The organism is Microbacterium zouquanmingi, assembly GCF_052266675.1.
Lineage (GTDB): Bacteria > Actinomycetota > Actinomycetes > Actinomycetales > Microbacteriaceae > Microbacterium.
The window spans coordinates 70,253-90,390 of the sequence record NZ_JBQPRA010000002.1 but is presented as its reverse complement, the minus strand read 5'-3'; the positions used below and the strand labels follow the sequence as shown (position 1 = coordinate 90,390).

Genomic DNA, 20,138 nt, shown 5'->3' with positions numbered 1-20,138 from the left:
GTGAGCAGAACCGGCCATGTGGCCGATGTGCGCGACCGCGCCGGCGCGCGAGCATCGAAGCATGAAATCGCCACGTCGTGAATGGCTCATCGCCGCAGGGCTCATCGCCCTGGCCCTGGTCCCCTCGCTCGCAGGCGCGATGCGCATCGGCGAGATCGCCGCGGACGCTCCACAGACCGAGGCGAACGCCCGATTCCTGCAGATGCCGCTGCCCGTGGTGCTGCACATCGTCGGCGCCCTCGTGTACTCGCTGGTCGGCGCGTTCCAGTTCCTGCCCGGGCTGCGGCGACGCCACCCCGAATGGCACCGGTTCGCCGGACGATACCTGCTCGTGCCCGCCGGGCTGGCGGTCGCGCTGAGCGGGCTGTGGATGACGGCGTTCTACGACGTCCCGCCCATCGATGGACTCGCGCTGCAGATATCGCGCTACGTCGTCGGCGGGCTGATGATCGCGTTCATCGTGCTCGCTCTCCGGGCGATCGCGCGACGCGACATCCCCCGTCATGGCGCATGGATGATCCGTGCGTATGCGCTCGCATCGGGCGCGGGTACGCAGGTGTTCACCTCAGCCCCGTTCGCGATCATGTTCGGCACCCCTAGCGAGTTCTGGCGACTGATTCAGATGGATGCCGGGTGGCTGATCAACATCGTCATCGCCGAGGTCGTCATCCGCAGCACGATTCTGCGGCGTCGGTCCGCGGCTGTCGCGGTCGCCGCGTGAGTACGCACCCCGCACAGCATCCGGCCTGAGTAACATGCCAAATGTGCAGAGCCCACGCGAAGCGGAGCGCCTGTCGCGGCTTAGCGTGCGCGCGGCGGGCCCTCAGCGTCTAGACGTCGTGCTCGTCGTCGTGCTCGCCGTGGTCACAATCCTCGAAGCGTCGCTCCGCCGCGACCTCGCGTGGCCGGTCGCCACCGTCGCCGTGACGGTCGTCGCGCTGTCCGCACTGCCCTGGCGACGGACCCATCCGCTGCCGGTCGTCGCCGCGACGACGGCACTGTCGATCGCGTTCGAGATCGCGCAGGAGCTCAGCGGAGTGCCGACCGGCGGGGTCGTGACGATGTTCGCGCTCCTCGCGGTGCCCTACGCGCTGTTCCGGTGGGGGTCGACGCGCGCCCGCGCGATCGGCGGACCGATCCTCGCCGCCGGCGTGGTCATCTCGATCGCGCTCAGCGGAGCACGACTGTTCGAGGCCGAGAGCATCGCCGGCGCAGTCGCGGGGGTCGCGTTCGTCGGCGGTGCCTGCCTGATCGGTGCGCTGCGCCGCGAGCGCGTGACCTCCCGCGCGCGTGAACTCGCCGCCGTCCGGGCGCAGGAGCGCGAGGCGCTCGCACGGGATCTGCACGACACGGTCGCCCATCACGCGTCCGCGATCGTGATCCGCGCACAGGTGGCCCGCCTCGCACCGTCGGACTCCGCCAGAGTCACCGAGTCGCTCGAGATCATCGAGCGCGAGGCGTCCGCGGTGATGGAGGACATGCGTGCGCTCGTCGGGGTGCTGCGGGCCGAGTACGCGCCGCCTCCTGGGCTCTCCGATCTCCGGGCACTCGCGACGTCGGGGCCGCCTCGCGTCACGGTCGAGATCGCCTCCCTCACCGCGACGCCCGACATCGTCTCCGCGACGCTGTTCCGCATCGCCCAGGAGGCCGTGACGAACGCGCGACGGCACGCCACGGGTGCCACATCGATCGACCTCTCGCTGACCACCGCGCACGGAACCGCACAGCTCACGGTCATCGACGACGGCCGAGCCGCGCCGTCAGGCGGCGTCGGCACCGGTCACGGCCTGCAGGGGATGGACGAGCGTGCGGCGCTGCTCGGCGGAACGGTCAAAACCGGCCCGCGTCCCGGCGGCGGATGGATGCTGCGCGCCACGATCCCCCTGCGAGGAGCCCGATGATCCGCGTCCTCATCGCCGACGATCAGGAGCCGGTGCGCACCGGTCTCCGGATGCTGCTGGATGCCGCCTCCGATATCGAGGTGGTCGCCGAGGCCGAGAACGGCGCGGAGGCCGTCGCGCTCGCGCGTCGCACGCACCCCGACGTCGCACTCCTCGACATCCGGATGCCGGAACTCGACGGCATCCGGGCCACGGCTCTGCTTGCCGGCCGTGATGTCGAAGATCCGATCGCCGTGGTGATCATCACCACATTCGATCTCGACGAGTACGTGTACGGGGCGTTGCGCGCGGGGGCGAAGGGGTTCCTGCTGAAGGACGCAGGCCCCACGCTCATCGCCGAGGCGGTACGGGCCGCGGCGGCCGGCGATGCGTTGATCTCGCCGCGGATCACCACCCGACTCCTGGCCGAGTTCTCGCCCGCGGCTGCCGGCACGCGAGCTCTCCCGGATCCGCTGACAGCGCGTGAGGAAGAGGTCGTCGTGCTGCTCGCCGAGGGACTCACCAACACGGAGATCGGCGGGCGACTGTTCCTCTCGCTCGGAACCGTCAAGACGCACATCGGCGCGATCCTCACGAAGATCGGGGCGCGCAACCGCGTCGAAGCGGCGATGTGGGCGTTCGAGACCCGGCGAGTGCGGTGATGACCGTGGCTGACGATGACATCTAGACTGGATGCAGGAGAGTCGGGAAGCCTGGTCGACATGTTCTGCTGTCGACCCGAAAGGCGCTCATGTCGCCCTCCCCCGCACGCATCCTCGGCATCCGTCGGAAGTTCCCCTCCGCCTCCACCGCGGAATCGCTCCGCATAGGAGACCTCCTCCGCAAAGAGACCGTCGGCGGCATCCTGCTCGTCGCACTCGCCATCGTCGCGCTGGGGTGGGCCAATTCGCCCTGGGCCGAGTCCTACTTCGCGATCCGCGACTTCGAGATCGGGTACGAGCCGTGGCACCTACGCCTCAGCATCGGCGCGTGGGCGGCCGACGGGCTGCTGGCGATCTTCTTCTTCCTGGTGGGCCTCGAACTGAAGCGCGAGTTCGTCAGCGGCGATCTACGGAAGTTCAGCACCGCCATAGTGCCGATCTTCGCCGCCATCGGCGGAGTAATCGTGCCCGCCGTCATCTACCTCGCCGTCACCGCGGGCTCGGCCGAAGCGTCGCGCGGCTGGGCGATCCCCACAGCGACCGACATCGCTTTCGCGGTCGCCGTGCTGGCGGTGATCGGCTCGCATCTGCCGAGCGCACTGCGCATCTTCCTGCTCACGCTCGCCGTCGTCGACGACTTGATCGCCATCGGCATCATCGCGCTGTTCTACACGGAGACGGTCGAGATCGTGCCACTCGTGCTCGCGCTCGTCGTGATCGCCGGCTACGGACTGATCGCGCAGCTGTACCGACGGTTCTTCCACCTGCGGCCGACCGCGGCATGGCTCGTGCTGCTGCCCATCGGAGTGATCGCGTGGGCACTACTGCACGCATCCGGCATCCACGCCACGATCGCCGGCGTCCTCCTCGGCTTCACGATCCCCGTGCTGCACCGGAAAGCCGATCGGGGCACGGATGCCGAGCCAGGCCTCGCCGAGGTGTTCGAGCACCGGTTCCGGCCGCTTTCCGCGGGAATCGCGGTGCCGGTCTTCGCGTTCTTCTCCGCCGGCGTCGCAATCGGCGGCGCAGAGGGGGCCATCGCGGCGTTCGCCGACCCTGTGGTCCTCGGAATCATGCTCGCGCTCGTCCTCGGCAAGCCGATCGGCATCACGGCGGCCACATGGGCGGTCACGCGTATCCGTCGGATCGACCTGGACCCGGACCTGCGGTGGCTGGATATCGTCGGAGTCGGCATCCTCGCCGGGATCGGCTTCACAGTCTCGTTACTGGTCGCCGAGCTCAGCTTCGCCGCTGGCAGCGAGGCTCATGACCACGCCAAGGTCGCGATCCTCACGGCGTCGATCGTCGCGGCGGTCGTGGCATCGGTTCTGCTGGGGATTCGGAATCGCCGATACCGCGGTACGCACGCGCCATAGCCACCCGACCGTGACCGCGACGGCGAGAGATCACGCCGGCGGAAAGCCCCCGCTCAGTCGCCCGTGGAACACTCCGCTGGCGACGTTCAGCCCGACGAGTTCGACCGTCTTCTCATGAGCGAGATACTTCGTCTGGATCGCGTCGAGTGCCGCGACAGTCGAGGCATCCCAGATGTGCGAACGCGACAGGTCGATGACGACGCGCGGCGGATCGTCGGCGTACTCGAACTGCGTGGTGAGGTCGTTACTCGAAGCGAAGAACAGCTCGCCGTCGACGACGTAGTACGCGGCATCCGCCGTCACCGTCCGGGTGACGGTCGCGAAATGCGCGACGCGACGGACGAAGAGCACGGATGCCACGACCACACCGGCCACCACCCCGATGGCCAGGTTCGAGGTGATCACCACGAGCACGACCGTCGAGAGCATGACGAGGGTCTCGCTCTTCGGCATCCGCTTCAGGGTCGACGGACGGATGCTGTGCCAGTCGAAGGTCGCCACGCACACCATGATCATGACCGCGACGAGCGCTGCCATCGGGATGATCGCGACGACGTCTCCGAGGACGACGACGAGGATCAGCAGGAAGACACCGGCGCAGAACGTGGAGATCCGTGTGCGGGCGCCAGAGACCTTCACATTGATCATGGTCTGCCCGATCATGGCGCAGCCGCCCATGCCGCCGAGGAATCCGGAGAGGATGTTCGCGACGCCCTGCCCCCAGGCCTCACGGGTCTTGCGCGAGTGCGTGTCGGTGATCTCATCGACGAGCTTCGCCGTCATCAGAGATTCGAGAAGACCCACCAGCGCCATCCCGAGAGAGAAGGGAGCGATGATCGTGAACGTCTCCCAGGTGATCGGAACACTCGGGAAGAAGAGCTCTGGAAGGCTCTTCGGCAGCTCCCCCTCATCTCCGACCGTGGGCACGTTGAGCGCGAAGACGACGACGACCGCCGTGATCAGGACGATCGAGACGAGAGGTGCCGGGATCACCTTCGTGATCCGGGGCATCACCACCATGATCAGGATGCCGCCGGCCACCAGCGGGTACACGAGCCAGGGCACACCGATCAGATGCGGCAGCTGTGCGATGAAGACGAGGATCGCGAGCGCGTTGACGAACCCGACCATGACGCTGCGCGGGATGAAACGCATGAGCTTCGCGACGCCGAAGAGGGCGAGGAGGATCTGGAAGATTCCCGCGAGGATGACCGTGGCGATGAAGTAGTCCATGCCGTGTTCGCGCATCACCGGCGCGATCACGAGTGCGACCGCTCCCGTCGCCGCGCTGATCATCGCGGGGCGACCGCCGACGAACGCGATCGAGACCGCCATCACGAAAGCGGAGAACAGCCCGACCTTGGGGTCGACCCCGGCAATGATCGAGAAGGCAATGGCCTCGGGGATCAATGCGAGACCCACCACCAACCCCGCGAGAACTTCGCGGGTCAGCAGTCGGGGCGATTTCAGCGCATCGAGGACAGAAGGATTCGGCCGGTAGCGGGCCCGATCGTCGACCGTTGTCATGCAGTGCTCCTGGGATGTGTGCCCGAGTGGGCACGTCAACTTTAGTCGGCGGCGGCTGACGCTAGAGTCGGCCCCATGCCCATCGACCTCGAGCACCTGTACACCGATCTGCACCGGCATCCGGAACTCTCGTTCCAAGAGACGCGCACAGCCGGCATCGCCGCCGGTCATCTGCGCGCTCTCGGCCTCGAGGTCGAAGAGGGCGTCGGCATCACCGGTGTCGTCGGCGTGCTGCGCAATGGTGACGGCCCCGTCGTCTGGGCGCGCGCCGACATGGACGCGCTGCCTGTTCAAGAAACCACCGGCCTGCCGTACGCGAGCACCATGATCGGCATCGATCCGGCAGGAAACACCGTGCCGATCATGCACGCGTGCGGCCACGATATGCATGTCACGGCGATGATCGGTGCCGTCGAGCGGCTCGTGAACACGCGGGACGAGTGGTCAGGGACTCTCGTCGTGCTGATCCAGCCCGCCGAGGAGTACGGTGCGGGGTCGCGGGCGATGCTGGATGACGGCATCCTCGATCGCTATCCGAAACCCGACGTCGTTCTCGGTCAGCACGTCACCCCGTTGCCCGCCGGCGTGGTGGGCATGCGCCCCGGTCCGCAGATGGCTGCGGCCGATGGCATCACCGTCACTATGCACGGCCGCGGCGGACACGGCTCACGCCCGCACACGACCATCGACCCGGTGGTCATGGCCGCGGCCACCGTGATGCGGCTGCAGACGATCGCGTCGCGCGAAGTCGACCCCCGCGGCGTCGGCGTCATCACGGTCGGATCGATCCACGCCGGCACGAAGAACAACATCATCTCGTCGGAGGCGACGCTCGAGCTCAGCCTGCGCTACCCCGATGACGCATCGCGTGAGCGCATCATCGCGAGTGTCGAGCGGATCGTGCGGGCAGAGGCGACGGCATCCGGCGCAGAGCGCGAGCCCGAGTTCCGCACGGAGCACCGACTGCCGCCGACGATCAATGACCCGGATGCCACAGCCCGCGTCTCCGCGGCCATCGACCGTGCACTCGGCGAGGGCACGGTGATGGACCCGGGGTTCTTCACGGGCAGCGAGGACGTGTCGTGGTTCGCCAGGGACTCCGGCGCGCCACTCGTGTTCTGGTTCTGGGGTGTGATCGACGCGGATGCCTACGCCACGGCCGTCGCCGACGGCACGGTGTCAGATGTGATTCCGACGACGCACTCTGCACTGTTCGCCCCCGTGATGAATCCGGGAATCGAGATCGGCGTGACCGCGATGACGACCGCCGTGCGTGAGTTCATGGCCTGAGCGCGGGCACAACTCCTGAGGAATTGGCCGCAACCGCTCTACCCCGACCAGAAACGCAGGGATCGGGGGAAAAGTTCAGGAGTTATGAAACGCGAATGGCGCGCAGCGCCACTCAGAGGAGCTCGGCGACCAGCTGCTCGATGCGCGTGCGGATGTCGTCGCGGATCGGCCGCACCGCGTCGAGACCCTGCCCTGCGGGGTCTTCGAGCTCCCAGTCCTCGTAGCGCTTGCCAGGGAAGATGGGGCAGGCATCACCGCACCCCATCGTGATCACCACATCCGATGTCTGCACGGCATCGGTGGTGAGCACCTTGGGACGCTCGGCCGTGATGTCGATTCCCAGCTCTCCCATGGCTTCGACGGCCGTGGGGTTGATCTGATCGGCGGGCATCGAGCCCGCGGAGCGGACCTCGATGCGGTCTCCGGCGATCTCTCGCAGGAACCCGGCCGCCATCTGCGAGCGGCCCGCATTGTGCACGCAGACGAAGAGCACAGCGGGAATGGTGGTGTCAGTCACAAGTTTGACCTTTCAGAGGCGAACGGATCGATGCGGAACCAGGACCGGGCAAGCCACAGTGAGACGTACACGAGCCCGACGAGCACGGGAACTTCGATGAGCGGGCCGACGACGCCGGCGAGCGCCTGACCGGATGCTGCCCCGAAGGTGGCGATCGTGACAGCGATGGCAAGCTCGAAGTTGTTGCCTGCGGCTGTGAAGGCGAGTGTGGATGAGCGGGCGTAGTCGAGCCCGAGCATGCGGCCGGTGCAGATGCCAACGAACCACATGATCACAAAGTAGACGAGCAGCGGCACGGCGATGCGAGCGATGTCCCACGGGCGCGAGACCACCTGCTCCCCCTGCAGCGCGAACAGCAGAACGATGGTGAACAGCAGTCCGTAGAGCGCCCAAGGGCCCACTCGCGGCAGGAACCTCTCTTCGTACCATTCGCGCCCCTTGCGGCGCTCACCGAGGTAGCGAGACGCGAAGCCCGCAAGCAGAGGGATGCCGAGGAAGATCAGCACGTTCAGCGCGATCTGCCAGACCGAGATCTCGATCCCCTGGGTGTCGAGCCCCAGCCAGGCGGGGAGCACCGTGAGGTAGAACCATCCCAGTAGCGAGAACGCCACGATCTGGAAGACGGAGTTGATCGCCACGAGTACGGCAGCGGCCTCGCGATCCCCGCAGGCGAGGTCGTTCCAGATGACCACCATCGCGATGCACCGGGCGAGCCCGACGATGATCAGTCCGGTGCGGTATTCGGGGAGGTCGGCGAGGAACACCCAGGCAAGCGTGAACATCAGCGCGGGGCCCACCAGCCAGTTCAGTACCAGGGAGGAGATCAGGAGCTTCTTGTCACTGGTGACTGCGGCGACCCGGTCGTAGCGGACCTTGGCGAGGACGGGATACATCATCACCAGCAGCCCGAGCGCGATCGGCACCGAGATGCCACCGACTTCGAGCCGGGCGAGCACGTCGGAGACCCCGGGGATGAGTGCCCCGACCACGAGCCCGGCGACCATGGCCAGCCCGATCCACAGCGGCAGCCAGCGATCGAGCGGCGACAGACGCGGCGCGGCGTGGGCGGGGGCAGCGGTCTGGGCCATCAGCCGACGGTAACCGGTCGCGAGCCGAGCTGCAGCACGGGCTGCGGCGCGCAGCATGCGCCCGCGCCTGACCCGCCTGCCGTGTCGAACTCGCCTGCTCCACCGCACACACCCGTATCGGGGAGGATGAGCTCGTTGCGCGCGGCGGCCTCGTGGTCTCCCGCGAGGTGGGCGACCACGCTGCGCACCTGCTCGTACCCCGTGAGGGCCAGGAAGGTCGGTGCCCGACCGTACGACTTCGCACCCACGATGAAGAAGTCCTTCTCAGGCTGAGCGAGCTGGCGTGCGCCGGTTGCCTCCACGGATCCACATGAGTGAATGTTGGGGTCGATCTCGTCGGCGATGCCGGCGACGGCGTCAAGCAGCGGGTCGAGGTCGATGCGCAGCTCGCGCAGGATCTCGGTGTCAGGGCGGAAACCAGTGAGCGCGAACACCCGCGCGACCTCGCTCACCTCGCGCCCGTCTTCGGCTCGGAGCACCAGGCCCCCGGCTGCATCCGACATCTCGGCCACGCGGAAGCCGGTCACCACCTCGACCGTTCCTTCATCGATGGCCTTCTGCACGCGTTGCCCCAGCGCCGCGCGCTCGGGCAGTTCGTCCGCTGGTCCGCCACCCGCGATGCGGGCGGCATCGCCGCGGCGCAGAAGCCAGGTGATGCGGGTCTCGGGGAAGCGCCGGGCAAGCGCTGCCAGCTGAAGAACGGCGTGAACGGCGGAGTGCCCTGCGCCGACGACCACGGCGTGGACGCCTGCGAGCTCGGTGACGTCTCCCGGGATGCGGTATGAGATGTGGCCGGCCGCAGCCCGCTCACCGACGGCGGGGAAGCCGTCGGCCCCGGCCGGGTTCGGCAGGTTCCAGGTGCCGCTGGCATCGATCACCGCGCGCGCCAGGATGCGGCCGTCACGGCCACTCGCATCCTGCGTGTGCACGACGAAAGGCTGCTGCGTTCGTCCGGTGCTGACGACCTTGTCGCGCCCCTGACGGCTGATACCGGTGACTGTCGTTTCGTAGCGCACCCGCTCCCCGAATGACTCGGCGAGCGGTTCAAGGTACTCGCTCACCCACTGCGCACCCTTCGGGTACCCGTTGACAGGAGCCACCCATCCGAGCGCGTCGAGAAGACGGCGTGCGGCGGCATCGATCAGTTCCGGCCATGCCGAGAACAACCGAACGTGCTGCCATTCGGCAACCGCCGAGCCCGCACCTGAGCCCTGCTCGACGACGACGAAGTCGATACCCCGCTCAGCCAGATGAGCCGCAGCGGCAAGACCTTGCGGGCCTGCACCGATCACGGCAACGGGAAGCTCACTCATCACGTCTCCTCAAATCGAAGAACTTCAATATGAAAACAGTCTCGCACCTATCGAAGAATGTCAATACGTGCGAGACTGTCGATGTGAGCCTGCCTCTGACCATCGATGAGACCGCGTGCTGCACGCCGCGGGTGACCTCCTCGCTCTCGGCCGACGACGCCGAGAAGACGGCGCGCGTCTTCAAGGCGATCGGTGACCCGACTCGCGTCATGCTGCTCTCACTCATCTCACGCAGCGAGGGCGGCGAGGCCTGCATCTGCGACCTCACCGAGCCGGTCGGCCTGTCACAGGGCACGGTCTCTCACCACATGAAGCTCCTCACCGAGGCAGGACTCATCACCCGCGAACAGCGCGGCAGATGGGCCTACTTCACGCTGAACGACGGCGCGCTCGAGGCCGCCGCCGACGCTCTTCGCAGCGTCTGACGCCGCTACACCTGCACGATGCGGGGAGGTGGGGGCGGTGGGTCGAGCTGACGCCGCGGCACGCCGTGAGCTTCACGGTGCAACCGCTCCATGCGGATGTCGAGCTCTGACGCGGCCTCGGCGGCATCCGTCAGGCTCTCGACGATGTGCGAGGGCACCTGATTGGCGAACTTGTAATAGATCTTGTGCTCCAGGCTCGCCCAGAAGTCCATCGCGATGGTGCGGAACTGCACCTCGACCGGCACGAGCAGCGGTCCGGTCGAGAGGAACACCGGCACATCGATGATCACGTGCAGGCTCTTGTATCCGTTGGCCTTGGGGTGGGCGATGTAGTCCTTGACGGCGCGCACGGTGATGTCGTCCTGCTGCGTGAGCAGATCGAACAGCAGGTAGACGTCGGCGACGAAGCTGCAGGTGACGCGAACGCCGGCGATGTCGGTGATCTGCTGACGGATCTGTTCGAAATCCGGCTCCTCGATCCCCTTGCGAGCGATCTTCTCGACGATGCTGTCCGGCGTCTTCAGCCTGCTCTTGACGTGCTCGATCGGGTTGTACGAGTGGTCGTGCAGGAACTCGTCGCGGAGGATCGAGATCTTCGTCTCGACCTCGCGCATTCCGAACTCGTATTCGCGGAGGAACCTCTGGAACTCGTCGCGGAGTTCTCGTGTCTGGCGGATCGTTTCGTCGTTGACCTCGATGGTCCTCATGACATCGACGCTACGCGTGGGTGGTAAGAGCAGGCTGTGCGTTCGTCACGAGCGGACATCACGCGTCGCAGGCGCGCTCTAAAATCGAGGAATGAGCGACTCGCCGCGACGCGACTTCTGGCCTCTCCGCACCGAGCGCCTGGAGATCAGGCCCGCCACGGCCGACGATCTCGGCGCGATATGGGAGTATCGGCGATTGCCGGAGGTGAGCCGATGGCTGGGCCCTGCGCCCGAAACGCGCGAGGCGTTCGATGAGCTGTACCTCGAACCTCGCCGACTGGCGACGACGCTCGTCATCCGCCGCCTCACCGACGATGCCGTGATCGGCGACATCATGCTGAAAGTCGAGGATGGCTGGGCGCAGCGCGAGGTGATCGAACGGGCGCGAGACGTCGAAGCCGAACTCGGCTGGTCTCTCGCCCCCGAGCACACCGGTCAGGGCTACGCCTCAGAGGCTGTGCACTCCGTGATCGATGCATGCTTCGGCCCGCTCGGGTTGCGCCGCGTCCATGCCGGATGCTTCGCCGACAATGAGCCATCCTGGAGACTGATGGAGCGCCTCGGGATGCGGCGCGAGGAGTTCAGTCGCAAGACCGCGCTGCACCGCTCTGGCGAGTGGATGGACGGGATGAACTACGGCCTGCTCGCCGAGGAATGGCCGACGAACGAAGCGGGCCCGCACGAACGCTCCGGCAAGTGAGGATTCCGTAAGGGCACGCAAAGACGCCCGTAGGGATTCCGTAAGGATGCCGCCATCGCCGCCGCAGCGGGCGTACGGTCGTCATTCGTGACAGACCAGGAACCAGATGCCCCGCAGCTCGCCAAGCGACTGCTCATCGGCGACCCGCTGACCAGCGAACAGGTCAACGACCAGCTGCTCCCGAAGCGGCGGGCTCTGCCGATCTTCGCCTCCGACGCGCTGAGCTCGGTCGCGTACGCGCCGCAGGAGCTGGTGATGATCCTGCTGATCGGAGGGACCGCCTTCCTCGCGTTCAGCCCGATGGTCGCGGTCGCCGTCATCGTGCTGCTGATCGTCGTGGTGCTCAGCTATCGGCAGCTGATCAAGGCCTATCCCTCCGGGGGCGGCGACTACGAAGTCGCGCGCACCAACCTCGGCGAGATCCCCGGCGTCATCGTCGCCGCAGCGCTCCTGGTGGATTACATCCTCACGGTCGCCGTGTCGGTGGCATCCGGGGTCGACAACATCATCTCGGCCCTCCCCTGGCTGAACGCCTGGCGCGTGGAACTCGCGGTCGGATTCGTGGTGCTGATCATCCTTGTGAACCTGCGCGGTGTCCGCGAAGCATCCACGGTGTTCGCGATACCCACCTATATCTTCATCGCCTCGGTCGGCATCATGATCGTCACCGGTCTCGTCCGCACCCTGCTCGGCGACGCTCCCGCCGCCTCGAGCGCCGACTTCACCGTGCATGCCGAGAGTCTGAGCCAGGCCGCCGTCATCCTGCTGATCCTGCGCGCTTTCTCGAGCGGATGCTCCGCACTGACCGGCGTCGAAGCCGTCTCCAACGGCGTCCCCGCCTTCCGCGCCCCTAAGGTGCGCAACGCCCAATCCACGCTCGTGCTGATGGGCTCCGTCGCAATCTGCCTGTTCGCCGGCCTCACCGCGCTCGCACTCATCACCGGCGTGCACTACGCCGAGAATCCCTGCGACCTCGTCGGTTTCGACTGCGCGAACCCGCAGCCGAGCCTGATGGCACAGATCGCTTCGGCGACCTTCGGCGGCGGCAGCATCCTGTTCTTCATCGTGCAGGCGGCGACCGCATGCGTCCTGCTGCTCGCCGCCAACACCGCCTTCAACGGCTTCCCGCTGCTGGGCTCGGTGCTGGCCCGCGACGGTTACGCGCCGAAGGCGCTGAACACCCGCGGCGACCGCCTGGTCTTCTCCAACGGCATGATCCTGCTGGGACTGGCTGCGATCGCCGTCCTCATCGTCTTCCAGGCCCGCCTGACCACGCTGATCCAGCTGTACATCATCGGTGTGTTCGTCTCGTTCTCGCTCGGCCAGATCGGCATGGTGCGGCATTGGCGGCGGATGCTGCGCGGCCCGCTCCGCGTGAAAACAGCAGCCACGGCATCCGAACGGCGCTCCGCGCACACCGGGCTGACCATCAACACGATCGGTGCGGTGTTCACCGTCCTGGTGCTGGTCATCGTGACCGTCACCAAATTCACGCACGGGGCATACCTGGTCTTCTTCGCGATCCCCGTGCTCGCCCTTCTCATGATCGGCGTGAAACGGTACTACCGCGACGTCGAACACGAGGTGGCAATGGACGACGAGACTCGCTTCGGGGCATCCGGCGACGTCGCGATCGTGCTCGTCAACCGCCTGCAGAAGCCCGTACTGAAGGCGATCGACTACGCGATCGCCGCCGACCACGATAAGACACTCGCCGTGCACATCGCGTTCGCCGCCGAGGATGGCGAGCAGCTGCACCAGGAGTGGCGCGCGCACGGCATCCCGATACCGCTGATCATCCTCGATTCCCCCTACCGCACCTACGCGCAACCGATCGCGAAGTTCATCGAGCGCTACCGCGAACGGCACGGGGCGTCCGTGGTGACCGTGTACCTGCCGCAGTACATCGTCGGGCACTGGTGGGAGCGCTTGCTGCACAACCGGCGAGCGCGGCGCATCGCGAACCAGCTCATGCTCGTGCACGGCGTCTCGATCACGCTCGTGCCGTGGCTGCTGGACTCGTCCGAGCTCATCTACGGGCGGCGTTCGCGTCCGCTCCCCGGCCAGGAGCGCGCCGGTCATGTCGGAGTCTAGGATTCAGTCATCATGAGCACCTCCCCGCTCGCAGAACCCGCCGCCGGCCCAGCCCTGCCGCCCGTTGCAGGCGGCGCCCTGGGATGGCGGCGCGAGGTCTGGGGTTTCGCCGTGACGTTCGTGGCAGGACCCGTACTGACATGGCTGCTCTTCACCCTGAGCAGCCCGCAGTCCATCACCTACGAGGTGCTCTCGTACCAGCTGCTGGTCGTGATCGTCGCGCTCATCGGCGGGGTGCGTCCAGCCGTGACCGCCGCAGTGCTCTCGGGCATCACGCTGGATCTGCTCTTCGTCGCACCGGCCTTCTCGATCGCCGTCGAGCATCCGCTGCACATCATCGCGCTCGTGCTCTACGTGATCATCGCGGTGCTCGTCGGCCTGATCGTCGCGCAGGCGGCCCGGCGCGCGCGCATCGCCCAGCGCGCCACCGCCGAGGCGGAGCTGCTGGCATCCGTAGCCGGACATGTGCTGCGCGGTGACAGTGCAGTGCTCGCGCTGGTGAGTCGAACCCGAGAGGCGTTCGGGCTGAGCGGGGTGCGGCTCGTGACACCCGCCGGTGAGGTGCTCGCGCGTGATGGAGAGCCGGTGCCGGACGGACGGGCGACGGCCGTGCCCGTCGGAGCGGTCGGTGGGCGTCCGGTCGCCGTGCTCGAGCTGCACGGTGGCCCATTGGATGCCCCGTCGCGCCGCCTGCTCGATGTGATCGTCGCGCAGTTGGCAGCCGCGCTCGAGCGGACCGAGCTCACCGCGACAGCTCGCGAGGCCGAAGCTCTCGCCGAGACCGACCAGGTGCGCAGCGCTCTGCTCTCAGCGGTGAGCCACGACCTTCGACGACCGCTCGCGGCAGCGGTCGCCGCGGTCGGCGGGCTGCGCAGCGCGCAGGAGCTCTCCGAGCCCGACCGCCGCGAGCTGCTCGTCACCGCGGATGAGAGCCTCTCGACACTCACCACTCTTGTCACCGATCTGCTCGATGTGAGTCGCGTGCAGGCCGGCGTGCTCGCCGTGTCGCTGACGCCGGTGGATGCTGTCGGCAGCGTCGTATCGGCTCTGGATGAGCTGTCGCTCGGGCCCGCGGACGTGGAGCTCGATCTCGACCCGCAGCTGCCGCCGCTGTCGGCGGATCCTGTGCTGCTGCAGAGGGTGCTCGTGAACGTCCTGGCCAACGCACACCGGTACGTGACGCACGGTCAGAAGATCGTCGTGTCGGCGATCCGACGCGGTGGGAACCTCGAGATCCGCGTCATCGACCGCGGCGTCGGGGTGCCTGCCGAGCGCCGCGATCGCATATTCCAACCGTTTCAGCGTGCCGGCGACACGGACAACAGCGCCGGACTCGGTCTGGGTCTCGCTCTCTCGCGGGGGTTCACCGAGGGTATGCGGGGCGCGCTGACGGCCGAGGAGACGCCGGGCGGCGGTCTCACGATGGTCATCTCGCTGCCGGTCGCGGCGGACGGGCCAGGGTCATGAAACTCCTCATCGCGGATGATGACCCGCAGCTCGTGCGCGCGCTGCGCATCACACTGGCCGCGCACGGCTACGACGTGGTCGCCACCTCCGACGGTGCGGCAGCGGTCACGGCCGCCGCACAGGAGAAGCCCGACATCATCCTGCTCGATCTCGGGATGCCACAGCTCGACGGCATCCAGGTCATCCAGGCGCTGCGCGGCTGGACGGAGGCGCCGATCATCGTCGTCTCCGGACGTACCGGCTCCGCGGACAAGGTCGAGGCCCTGGATGCGGGCGCCGACGACTTCGTCACCAAGCCGTTCCAGATCGACGAGCTGCTCGCGCGGCTGCGCGCACTGTCGCGTCGCGCGCAGACGGTCGCCGTCGAAGCGACAGTGTCGTTCGACGGGGTCGTGGTGGACCTCGTCGCGAAGGCCGTCATGCGCGACGGCACACGAGTGCACCTGACTCCGACCGAGTGGCGGATGCTGGAGCACCTGTGCCGGCACCCCGGGGCGCTCGTCACTCGGCAGGAGCTGCTGAAGGAGATCTGGGGAAGCGATCAGGTGACCGACTCCGGGTACCTTCGGCTGTACATGTCTCAGCTGCGCAAGAAGCTCGAGCCCTCGCCTGGTGAACCGGTGCATCTGATGACCGAGGCGGGAATGGGATATCGGCTGGTGTTGTGACCCCGTGACTTTCGGACACCTGCCCTATCTTTATGACGGTGAATGCTCAGATCCGCCGCCTGTGTAGTCAGGCCGCGGGGACTGCCTCGGCTGGTGAGCGAACTCGCCGCCCTGGCGCCCGCCGTACGGCCTGCCGTGATCTGCGAACTCATCGCGCATGAAGACGAGCCGCCACGATCCGATCGTGAATCGCGCCCCGGTGCGCAGCGTCTCCTCTCGGCCCGACTCACCGGCGACGCTGTGCCTTGACACCGCGTTCATCTCGCCGCCGCCGAACATCGTCAGGACGTATTCGTCGTCCTCGTCGTGCATGATCTCGGCGTGCAGGGCATCTGCGCCGGTGAGTACGAGCTCTGCATCCGTCGAGGATCCGATCCGGGTGCGCACCCCGACGAGCTCGTGCACGTACCTGTCGTCGTCATTGGTGACGAGCAGCCGAGGATGACCGGCACCCCATTCCGCGTGCGTCGTCGTCGGCGTGTACCGCCCCTGATCCGATTGTGCGGGAGACATGATGACCACCATCCGATTCGTCGAAACGTCACCGGGGCTGCAGGGCCGGGGAGCGGATCTCTCCGCTGAGCGGGATGCCTGAGAACCGGCAACCTCCACTGGCTTCAGGATACTCCTCGCGCCCTCGCAGCGGGCCTGATCTCGCGTCGCTCTCAGTCAGGACGCCGCTGATCGCTGCACGTGACTGCGGGCGTGAGCGACGGCCGCGCCTAGATCATCGAAGAGGTGATTCTGGTGCCGCAGCGAGGCGAGCACCCCGACTTTCGTCGCCAGTGCGAGGTGGCGGGCCTGCACACCCTTCACCAGCACCGTGATCCCTCGCCGCTCGAGGCTCGTGATGAGATCGGTGATGACCTGCGCCCCGGTCGCATCCAGGATCTGCAGCTGCGACATCCGGATCACGACCACTTCGACGTCCCGCAGCTCGCTGATGCGTTCCAGCATCCGCTCTGCGACCCCGAAGAAGAGCGCACCTTCCAGGCGGAACACGGCGATGCGCTCGTCTCCGGGAACGGCCGCTCCCGGCAGCTCCTCCCGGTGCACTCCGCTCGCGCGCGCCAGCTGGCGCAGCGCGAAGAACGCAGCCACGGCGATGCCGATCAGCACGGCGTAGATCAGGTCGATGCTGATCGTCACGATCGCGGTGATGACGAAGACGATCGCATCGGCTCTGGTCGATCCGACGACGGTGCGCACGGTCGCGATCGAGATCATCCGGCACGCGGTCACCATCAGCACACCTGCGAGCGCTGCCAGCGGAATCCGTGCGACGACGGATGCTCCGACCAGAACGATCACGAACAACAGCACGCCGTGGGAGATGGCTGCGATCCGCGAGCGTCCACCCGCCCGCACATTCACCGCGGTGCGCGCGATCGCACCGGTGGCCGGCATGCCGCCGAAAAGTCCGGCCGCGATCGAGGCGAGTCCTTGCCCTACGAGCTCACGGTCGGCGTCGTAGGGCCCGGTGTCGGCCATGGATGCTGCCACGCGGGCCGACAGGAGCGACTCGATCGCGGCGAGCGCCGCCACTGCGACAGCGGGTCCGGCGAGCGCCAGCAGAACCTGCGCATCGAGGATCGGGATTGTCGGGGCGGGGAGGCCCGCTGGCAGTTCACCGATCGCGTCGACGGGAAGGTCGAACGCCCACGTCGCCACGGCTGCGATGACGATGGCGACGAGCGAGCCGGGGAACCGCGGGTGGATGCGGGGAGAGACGAGCATCACGATCACGACGAGAGCCACGAGCATCAGCGACCAGCCGAGCTTCGGCCACGTGATCGTCTGCAGTGATTGCAGCGCGGCGAGCACCGCGTTCGTGCTCTCGCCCACCTCGGTGCCGGTGGCCGTGGGCACCTGCTGCAGGAAGATGATCACCGCGATGCCGAGCGTGAAGCCCTCGATCACCGGCCACGGAATGTACGAGATGGTGCGGCCAAGTCGCAGCACGCCGGCGAGGAGCACGATGAGCCCTGCAAGCAGGCACACGGCGGCGAGTGCGCCGAGTCCGTGAACGGCGATGATCGGTGCGAGCACGACGACCATGGCTCCGGTGGGTCCGGAGACCTGCACATGCGAACCGCCGAAGATCGCCGCGACGATTCCCGCGATGATCGCCGTGACCAGGCCGCTCTCGGCACCGGCCCCCGAGCTCACTCCGAAGGCGAGTGCGAGAGGCAGCGCGACGATGCCGACCGTGACTCCGGCGAGCAGGTCGCCGCGCCAGGTGCGGCTGGCGCCGCGGTAGTCGTTCGCGGACGGAAGGAGTTGGCGCAGAGCGAGGCCAGCCGCCCGTGCGTGCGAGGAGGCAGTCACTGTGAGGTTTCCGGTATCTGCGGCAGCCCGTCACGCTCGATCAGCTGCTGCTGCGTGGACTGAAGGATCTCGCCGAGCAGCGCTCGCGCCACCCGCAGCAGATCGGCGACCTGCGGGTAGGCGAGGCGGTAATAGACGAGGCTCCCTCGGCGCTCAGAGATCACCAGCCGGTTGCGGCGCAGCACAGCGAGATGCTGCGACAGATGCGAGGCCTCGAGATCGGTGACGGCGAGGATCTCGGAAACGGATGCTTCCGGCGCAGCCGAGAGCACCTCGAGGATGCGGATGCGCAGCGGATGGGCGAGTCCTTTGAACAGGCCGGCCTTGACCTCGTAGAGCGGACGATTCGGTTCCGTCAGCACGGCGCCCCCTGACATGATGATCTGATCAATTCATCATATCGCGGTAGCGGCATCCGGATTCAGGACTTGCGCCCCGGATCAGGAGATTTCTGACGAAACGTCCTGATCTCGGGGGCTCCTCCTGAAATCGGGATGCCGGCGGCGTCGGGTCAGGGCGTCATCCGGTCGGTACGCGCTCCGCGCCCCACGCCGTTGACCGTCAGCAGCGTGCCGGTGTCAGTGAACTCCTGCAGGATCTCGTTCTGACGCTCCGTCCCGTCCTTGTGGGTGATGAGGCTGACCACCACCGCGACGATCATCGCGCAGATGAAGCCGGGCAGCAGTTCGTACATCTCGGGCCACACGGCCTTCCAGATGAAGACGCCGGCGGCACCGACGAACATGCCAGCCAGGGCACCCCAGTTGGTGAGCTTGCGCCAGAACAGGCTGAGCAAGATCAGTGGGCCGAAGGCCGCACCGAAACCGGCCCATGCGAACGAGACCAGCCCGAGGATCGTATCGTTGGGAATGATCGCGAGCAGCGCGGCAATGATGCCGACGCCGAGCACAGTCAGTCGTCCGAGCATCACCAGCAGCTTGGGCGACGGCTCTTTCTTGACCACTTTGAAGAGGTCCTCGACGAGAGCCGACGAGGCGACGATCAGCTGGCTGGAGATCGTGCTCATGATCGCCGCGAGCACCGCCGCCAGCACGAGGCCTGCGACGAACGGGTGCAGCAGTGTCTGCGCCATCACCAGCACCACCGTCTCGGGGTTACCGAGATCGATGCCCTGGTGTGCCATGTAGGCGATGCCGACGAAGCCAGAGAACACTGCGCCGATCAGCGAGATGATCATCCAGCTCATCCCGATGCGGCGGGCAGCCTTCGCCTCGCCGGGGTTACGTAGTGCCATGAACCGCACGATGATGTGCGGCTGGCCGAAGTAGCCCAGTCCCCAAGCGAGCGACCCGATGATAGCCAACACCGTTCCACCGGTCAGAGCAGTTCCACCGATGAGCGAGATGTGGTTCGGGGCAAGGTCTTCGACGTACGTGGCAACCTCGCCGAAGCCGCCGACGGCGATGATCGCAGCGACCGGGACGACGATCAGCGCGATCACCATCATCAGTCCTTGCACGACGTCCGTGAACGACGCCCCGAGGAACCCGCCGAACAGCGTGTACAGAAGAGTGACTCCGGCAACCAACACCATGCCGAGCAGATAGTCGGAGTTGAACGAGCTCTCGAAGAAGAAGCCACCGGCGACCATGCCGGAAGAGATATACAGCGTGAAGAACACCAGGATCACGACGCCGGCGAGGATGCGCAGCATCCGCGACGAGTCACGCAACCGGTTCTCGAAGAAGCTCGGAATGGTGATCGAGTTGCGCGACACCTGCGTGTAGGCGCGAAGCCGCGGAGCGACCAGCAGCCAGTTCAGGTAGGCGCCGATCGTCAGGCCGATGGCAATCCATGCCTCGATGAGTCCGGAGAGATAGATCGCGCCAGGAAGACCCATCACGAGCCAGCCGGACATGTCGGATGCTCCGGCGCTCAGCGCCGCGACCCACGGCGGCAGATCCCTCCCCCCGAGCATGTAATCCTCGTGGTCTTTCGTCCGGCGAAATGCCAGATAACCAATGAGGAGCATGGCGGCGAAGTAGAGCCCCAGCGCGATGAAGATGAATACTTGGTCGGACATCGTCGTCCTCTCCTTGTAGATCGGTGCAGCGTCGTCCTTCGATCCTGTCAGT

General features: G+C 66.9%; 19 protein-coding genes. 10 read left to right on the top strand and 9 right to left on the bottom strand.

Features of this window, described 5'->3' with window-relative positions; all coding sequences use genetic code 11:
• Window positions 1-61: 61 nt before the first annotated feature.
• The 4 genes from ACTU6V_RS04495 to nhaA all read left to right on the top strand — a co-directional run bounded on the left by ACTU6V_RS04495 (window position 62) and on the right by nhaA (window position 3,918).
• Window positions 62-721, top strand: a complete 660-nt coding sequence (locus ACTU6V_RS04495; RefSeq protein ID WP_443467811.1) for a DUF2306 domain-containing protein — start codon at window positions 62-64, stop codon at window positions 719-721.
• A gap of 43 nt (window positions 722-764) precedes the next feature.
• Window positions 765-1,901 carry a sensor histidine kinase gene (locus ACTU6V_RS04490; RefSeq protein ID WP_443467812.1) on the top strand — a complete coding sequence of 379 codons (1,137 nt, stop codon included), beginning with the start codon at window positions 765-767 and terminating at the stop codon, window positions 1,899-1,901.
• Window positions 1,898-2,542: a response regulator gene (locus ACTU6V_RS04485; protein ID WP_443467813.1), complete on the top strand. Its 645-nt coding sequence runs from the start codon at window positions 1,898-1,900 to the stop codon at window positions 2,540-2,542. The genes ACTU6V_RS04490 and ACTU6V_RS04485 overlap by 4 nt, the downstream gene beginning before the upstream one ends.
• Before the next feature lie 89 nt (window positions 2,543-2,631).
• A complete protein-coding gene (gene nhaA, locus ACTU6V_RS04480) occupies window positions 2,632-3,918 on the top strand; it encodes a Na+/H+ antiporter NhaA (protein WP_443475057.1) in 1,287 nt (428 codons plus the stop codon).
• A 30-nt stretch (window positions 3,919-3,948) separates the two neighbouring features.
• On the opposite strand, the gene ACTU6V_RS04475 is transcribed toward nhaA, so the two are convergent.
• Window positions 3,949-5,445 carry a SulP family inorganic anion transporter gene (locus ACTU6V_RS04475; protein ID WP_443475056.1) on the bottom strand — a complete coding sequence of 499 codons (1,497 nt, stop codon included), beginning with the start codon at window positions 5,443-5,445 and terminating at the stop codon, window positions 3,949-3,951.
• Between the two features lie 75 nt (window positions 5,446-5,520).
• On the opposite strand from ACTU6V_RS04475, the gene ACTU6V_RS04470 reads away from it, so the two are divergent.
• Window positions 5,521-6,735: an amidohydrolase gene (locus ACTU6V_RS04470; RefSeq protein ID WP_443467816.1), complete on the top strand. Its 1,215-nt coding sequence runs from the start codon at window positions 5,521-5,523 to the stop codon at window positions 6,733-6,735.
• A 112-nt stretch (window positions 6,736-6,847) separates the two neighbouring features.
• Here the strand turns inward: ACTU6V_RS04470 and ACTU6V_RS04465 are convergent, their stop codons facing one another.
• The 3 genes from ACTU6V_RS04465 to ACTU6V_RS04455 are packed head-to-tail and all read right to left on the bottom strand — an operon-like array spanning window position 6,848 to window position 9,653.
• A complete protein-coding gene (locus tag ACTU6V_RS04465; protein ID WP_443475055.1) occupies window positions 6,848-7,252 on the bottom strand; it encodes an arsenate reductase ArsC in 405 nt (134 codons plus the stop codon).
• Window positions 7,249-8,340, bottom strand: coding sequence for an ACR3 family arsenite efflux transporter (gene arsB / locus ACTU6V_RS04460; protein ID WP_443475054.1), 1,092 nt, complete (start codon window positions 8,338-8,340; stop codon window positions 7,249-7,251). Before arsB ends, ACTU6V_RS04465 begins: the two co-directional genes overlap by 4 nt.
• Entirely contained in the window at window positions 8,340-9,653 is a 1,314-nt protein-coding gene (locus ACTU6V_RS04455) for an NAD(P)-binding domain-containing protein (RefSeq protein WP_443467819.1), read from the bottom strand. Before ACTU6V_RS04455 ends, arsB begins: the two co-directional genes overlap by 1 nt.
• Window positions 9,654-9,736: 83 nt before the next feature.
• Between ACTU6V_RS04455 and ACTU6V_RS04450 the strand changes: the two genes are divergently transcribed.
• A complete protein-coding gene (locus ACTU6V_RS04450) occupies window positions 9,737-10,078 on the top strand; it encodes an ArsR/SmtB family transcription factor (protein WP_443467820.1) in 342 nt (113 codons plus the stop codon).
• Window positions 10,079-10,083: 5 nt separating this feature from the next.
• Here ACTU6V_RS04450 and ACTU6V_RS04445 read toward each other — a convergent pair whose 3' ends face one another.
• The gene (locus tag ACTU6V_RS04445; protein WP_443467821.1) at window positions 10,084-10,785 is read right to left on the bottom strand and encodes a GTP pyrophosphokinase; all 702 of its coding nucleotides are present in this window, start codon (window positions 10,783-10,785) and stop codon (window positions 10,084-10,086) included.
• A gap of 91 nt (window positions 10,786-10,876) precedes the next feature.
• On the opposite strand from ACTU6V_RS04445, the gene ACTU6V_RS04440 reads away from it, so the two are divergent.
• The 4 genes from ACTU6V_RS04440 to ACTU6V_RS04425 all read left to right on the top strand — a co-directional run bounded on the left by ACTU6V_RS04440 (window position 10,877) and on the right by ACTU6V_RS04425 (window position 15,714).
• On the top strand, window positions 10,877-11,485 hold the full coding sequence (locus ACTU6V_RS04440) for a GNAT family N-acetyltransferase (protein WP_443475053.1): 609 nt from the start codon (window positions 10,877-10,879) through the stop codon (window positions 11,483-11,485).
• 87 nt (window positions 11,486-11,572) lie between these two features.
• Entirely contained in the window at window positions 11,573-13,579 is a 2,007-nt protein-coding gene (locus tag ACTU6V_RS04435) for an APC family permease (protein WP_443475052.1), read from the top strand.
• Window positions 13,580-13,591: 12 nt separating this feature from the next.
• Entirely contained in the window at window positions 13,592-15,046 is a 1,455-nt protein-coding gene (locus ACTU6V_RS04430) for an ATP-binding protein (protein WP_443475051.1), read from the top strand.
• Window positions 15,043-15,714: a response regulator gene (locus tag ACTU6V_RS04425; RefSeq protein ID WP_443475050.1), complete on the top strand. Its 672-nt coding sequence runs from the start codon at window positions 15,043-15,045 to the stop codon at window positions 15,712-15,714. Before ACTU6V_RS04430 ends, ACTU6V_RS04425 begins: the two co-directional genes overlap by 4 nt.
• 30 nt (window positions 15,715-15,744) lie before the next feature.
• Here the strand turns inward: ACTU6V_RS04425 and ACTU6V_RS04420 are convergent, their stop codons facing one another.
• The 4 genes from ACTU6V_RS04420 to putP all read right to left on the bottom strand — a co-directional run bounded on the left by ACTU6V_RS04420 (window position 15,745) and on the right by putP (window position 20,086).
• Window positions 15,745-16,227, bottom strand: a complete 483-nt coding sequence (locus tag ACTU6V_RS04420; RefSeq protein ID WP_443467826.1) for an FHA domain-containing protein — start codon at window positions 16,225-16,227, stop codon at window positions 15,745-15,747.
• A gap of 156 nt (window positions 16,228-16,383) precedes the next feature.
• On the bottom strand, window positions 16,384-18,042 hold the full coding sequence (locus ACTU6V_RS04415; protein ID WP_443475049.1) for a SulP family inorganic anion transporter: 1,659 nt from the start codon (window positions 18,040-18,042) through the stop codon (window positions 16,384-16,386).
• On the bottom strand, window positions 18,039-18,419 hold the full coding sequence (locus ACTU6V_RS04410; protein WP_443467828.1) for an ArsR/SmtB family transcription factor: 381 nt from the start codon (window positions 18,417-18,419) through the stop codon (window positions 18,039-18,041). Before ACTU6V_RS04410 ends, ACTU6V_RS04415 begins: the two co-directional genes overlap by 4 nt.
• 134 nt (window positions 18,420-18,553) lie before the next feature.
• On the bottom strand, window positions 18,554-20,086 hold the full coding sequence (putP, locus tag ACTU6V_RS04405) for a sodium/proline symporter PutP (protein ID WP_443475048.1): 1,533 nt from the start codon (window positions 20,084-20,086) through the stop codon (window positions 18,554-18,556).
• Window positions 20,087-20,138 lie beyond the last annotated feature (52 nt).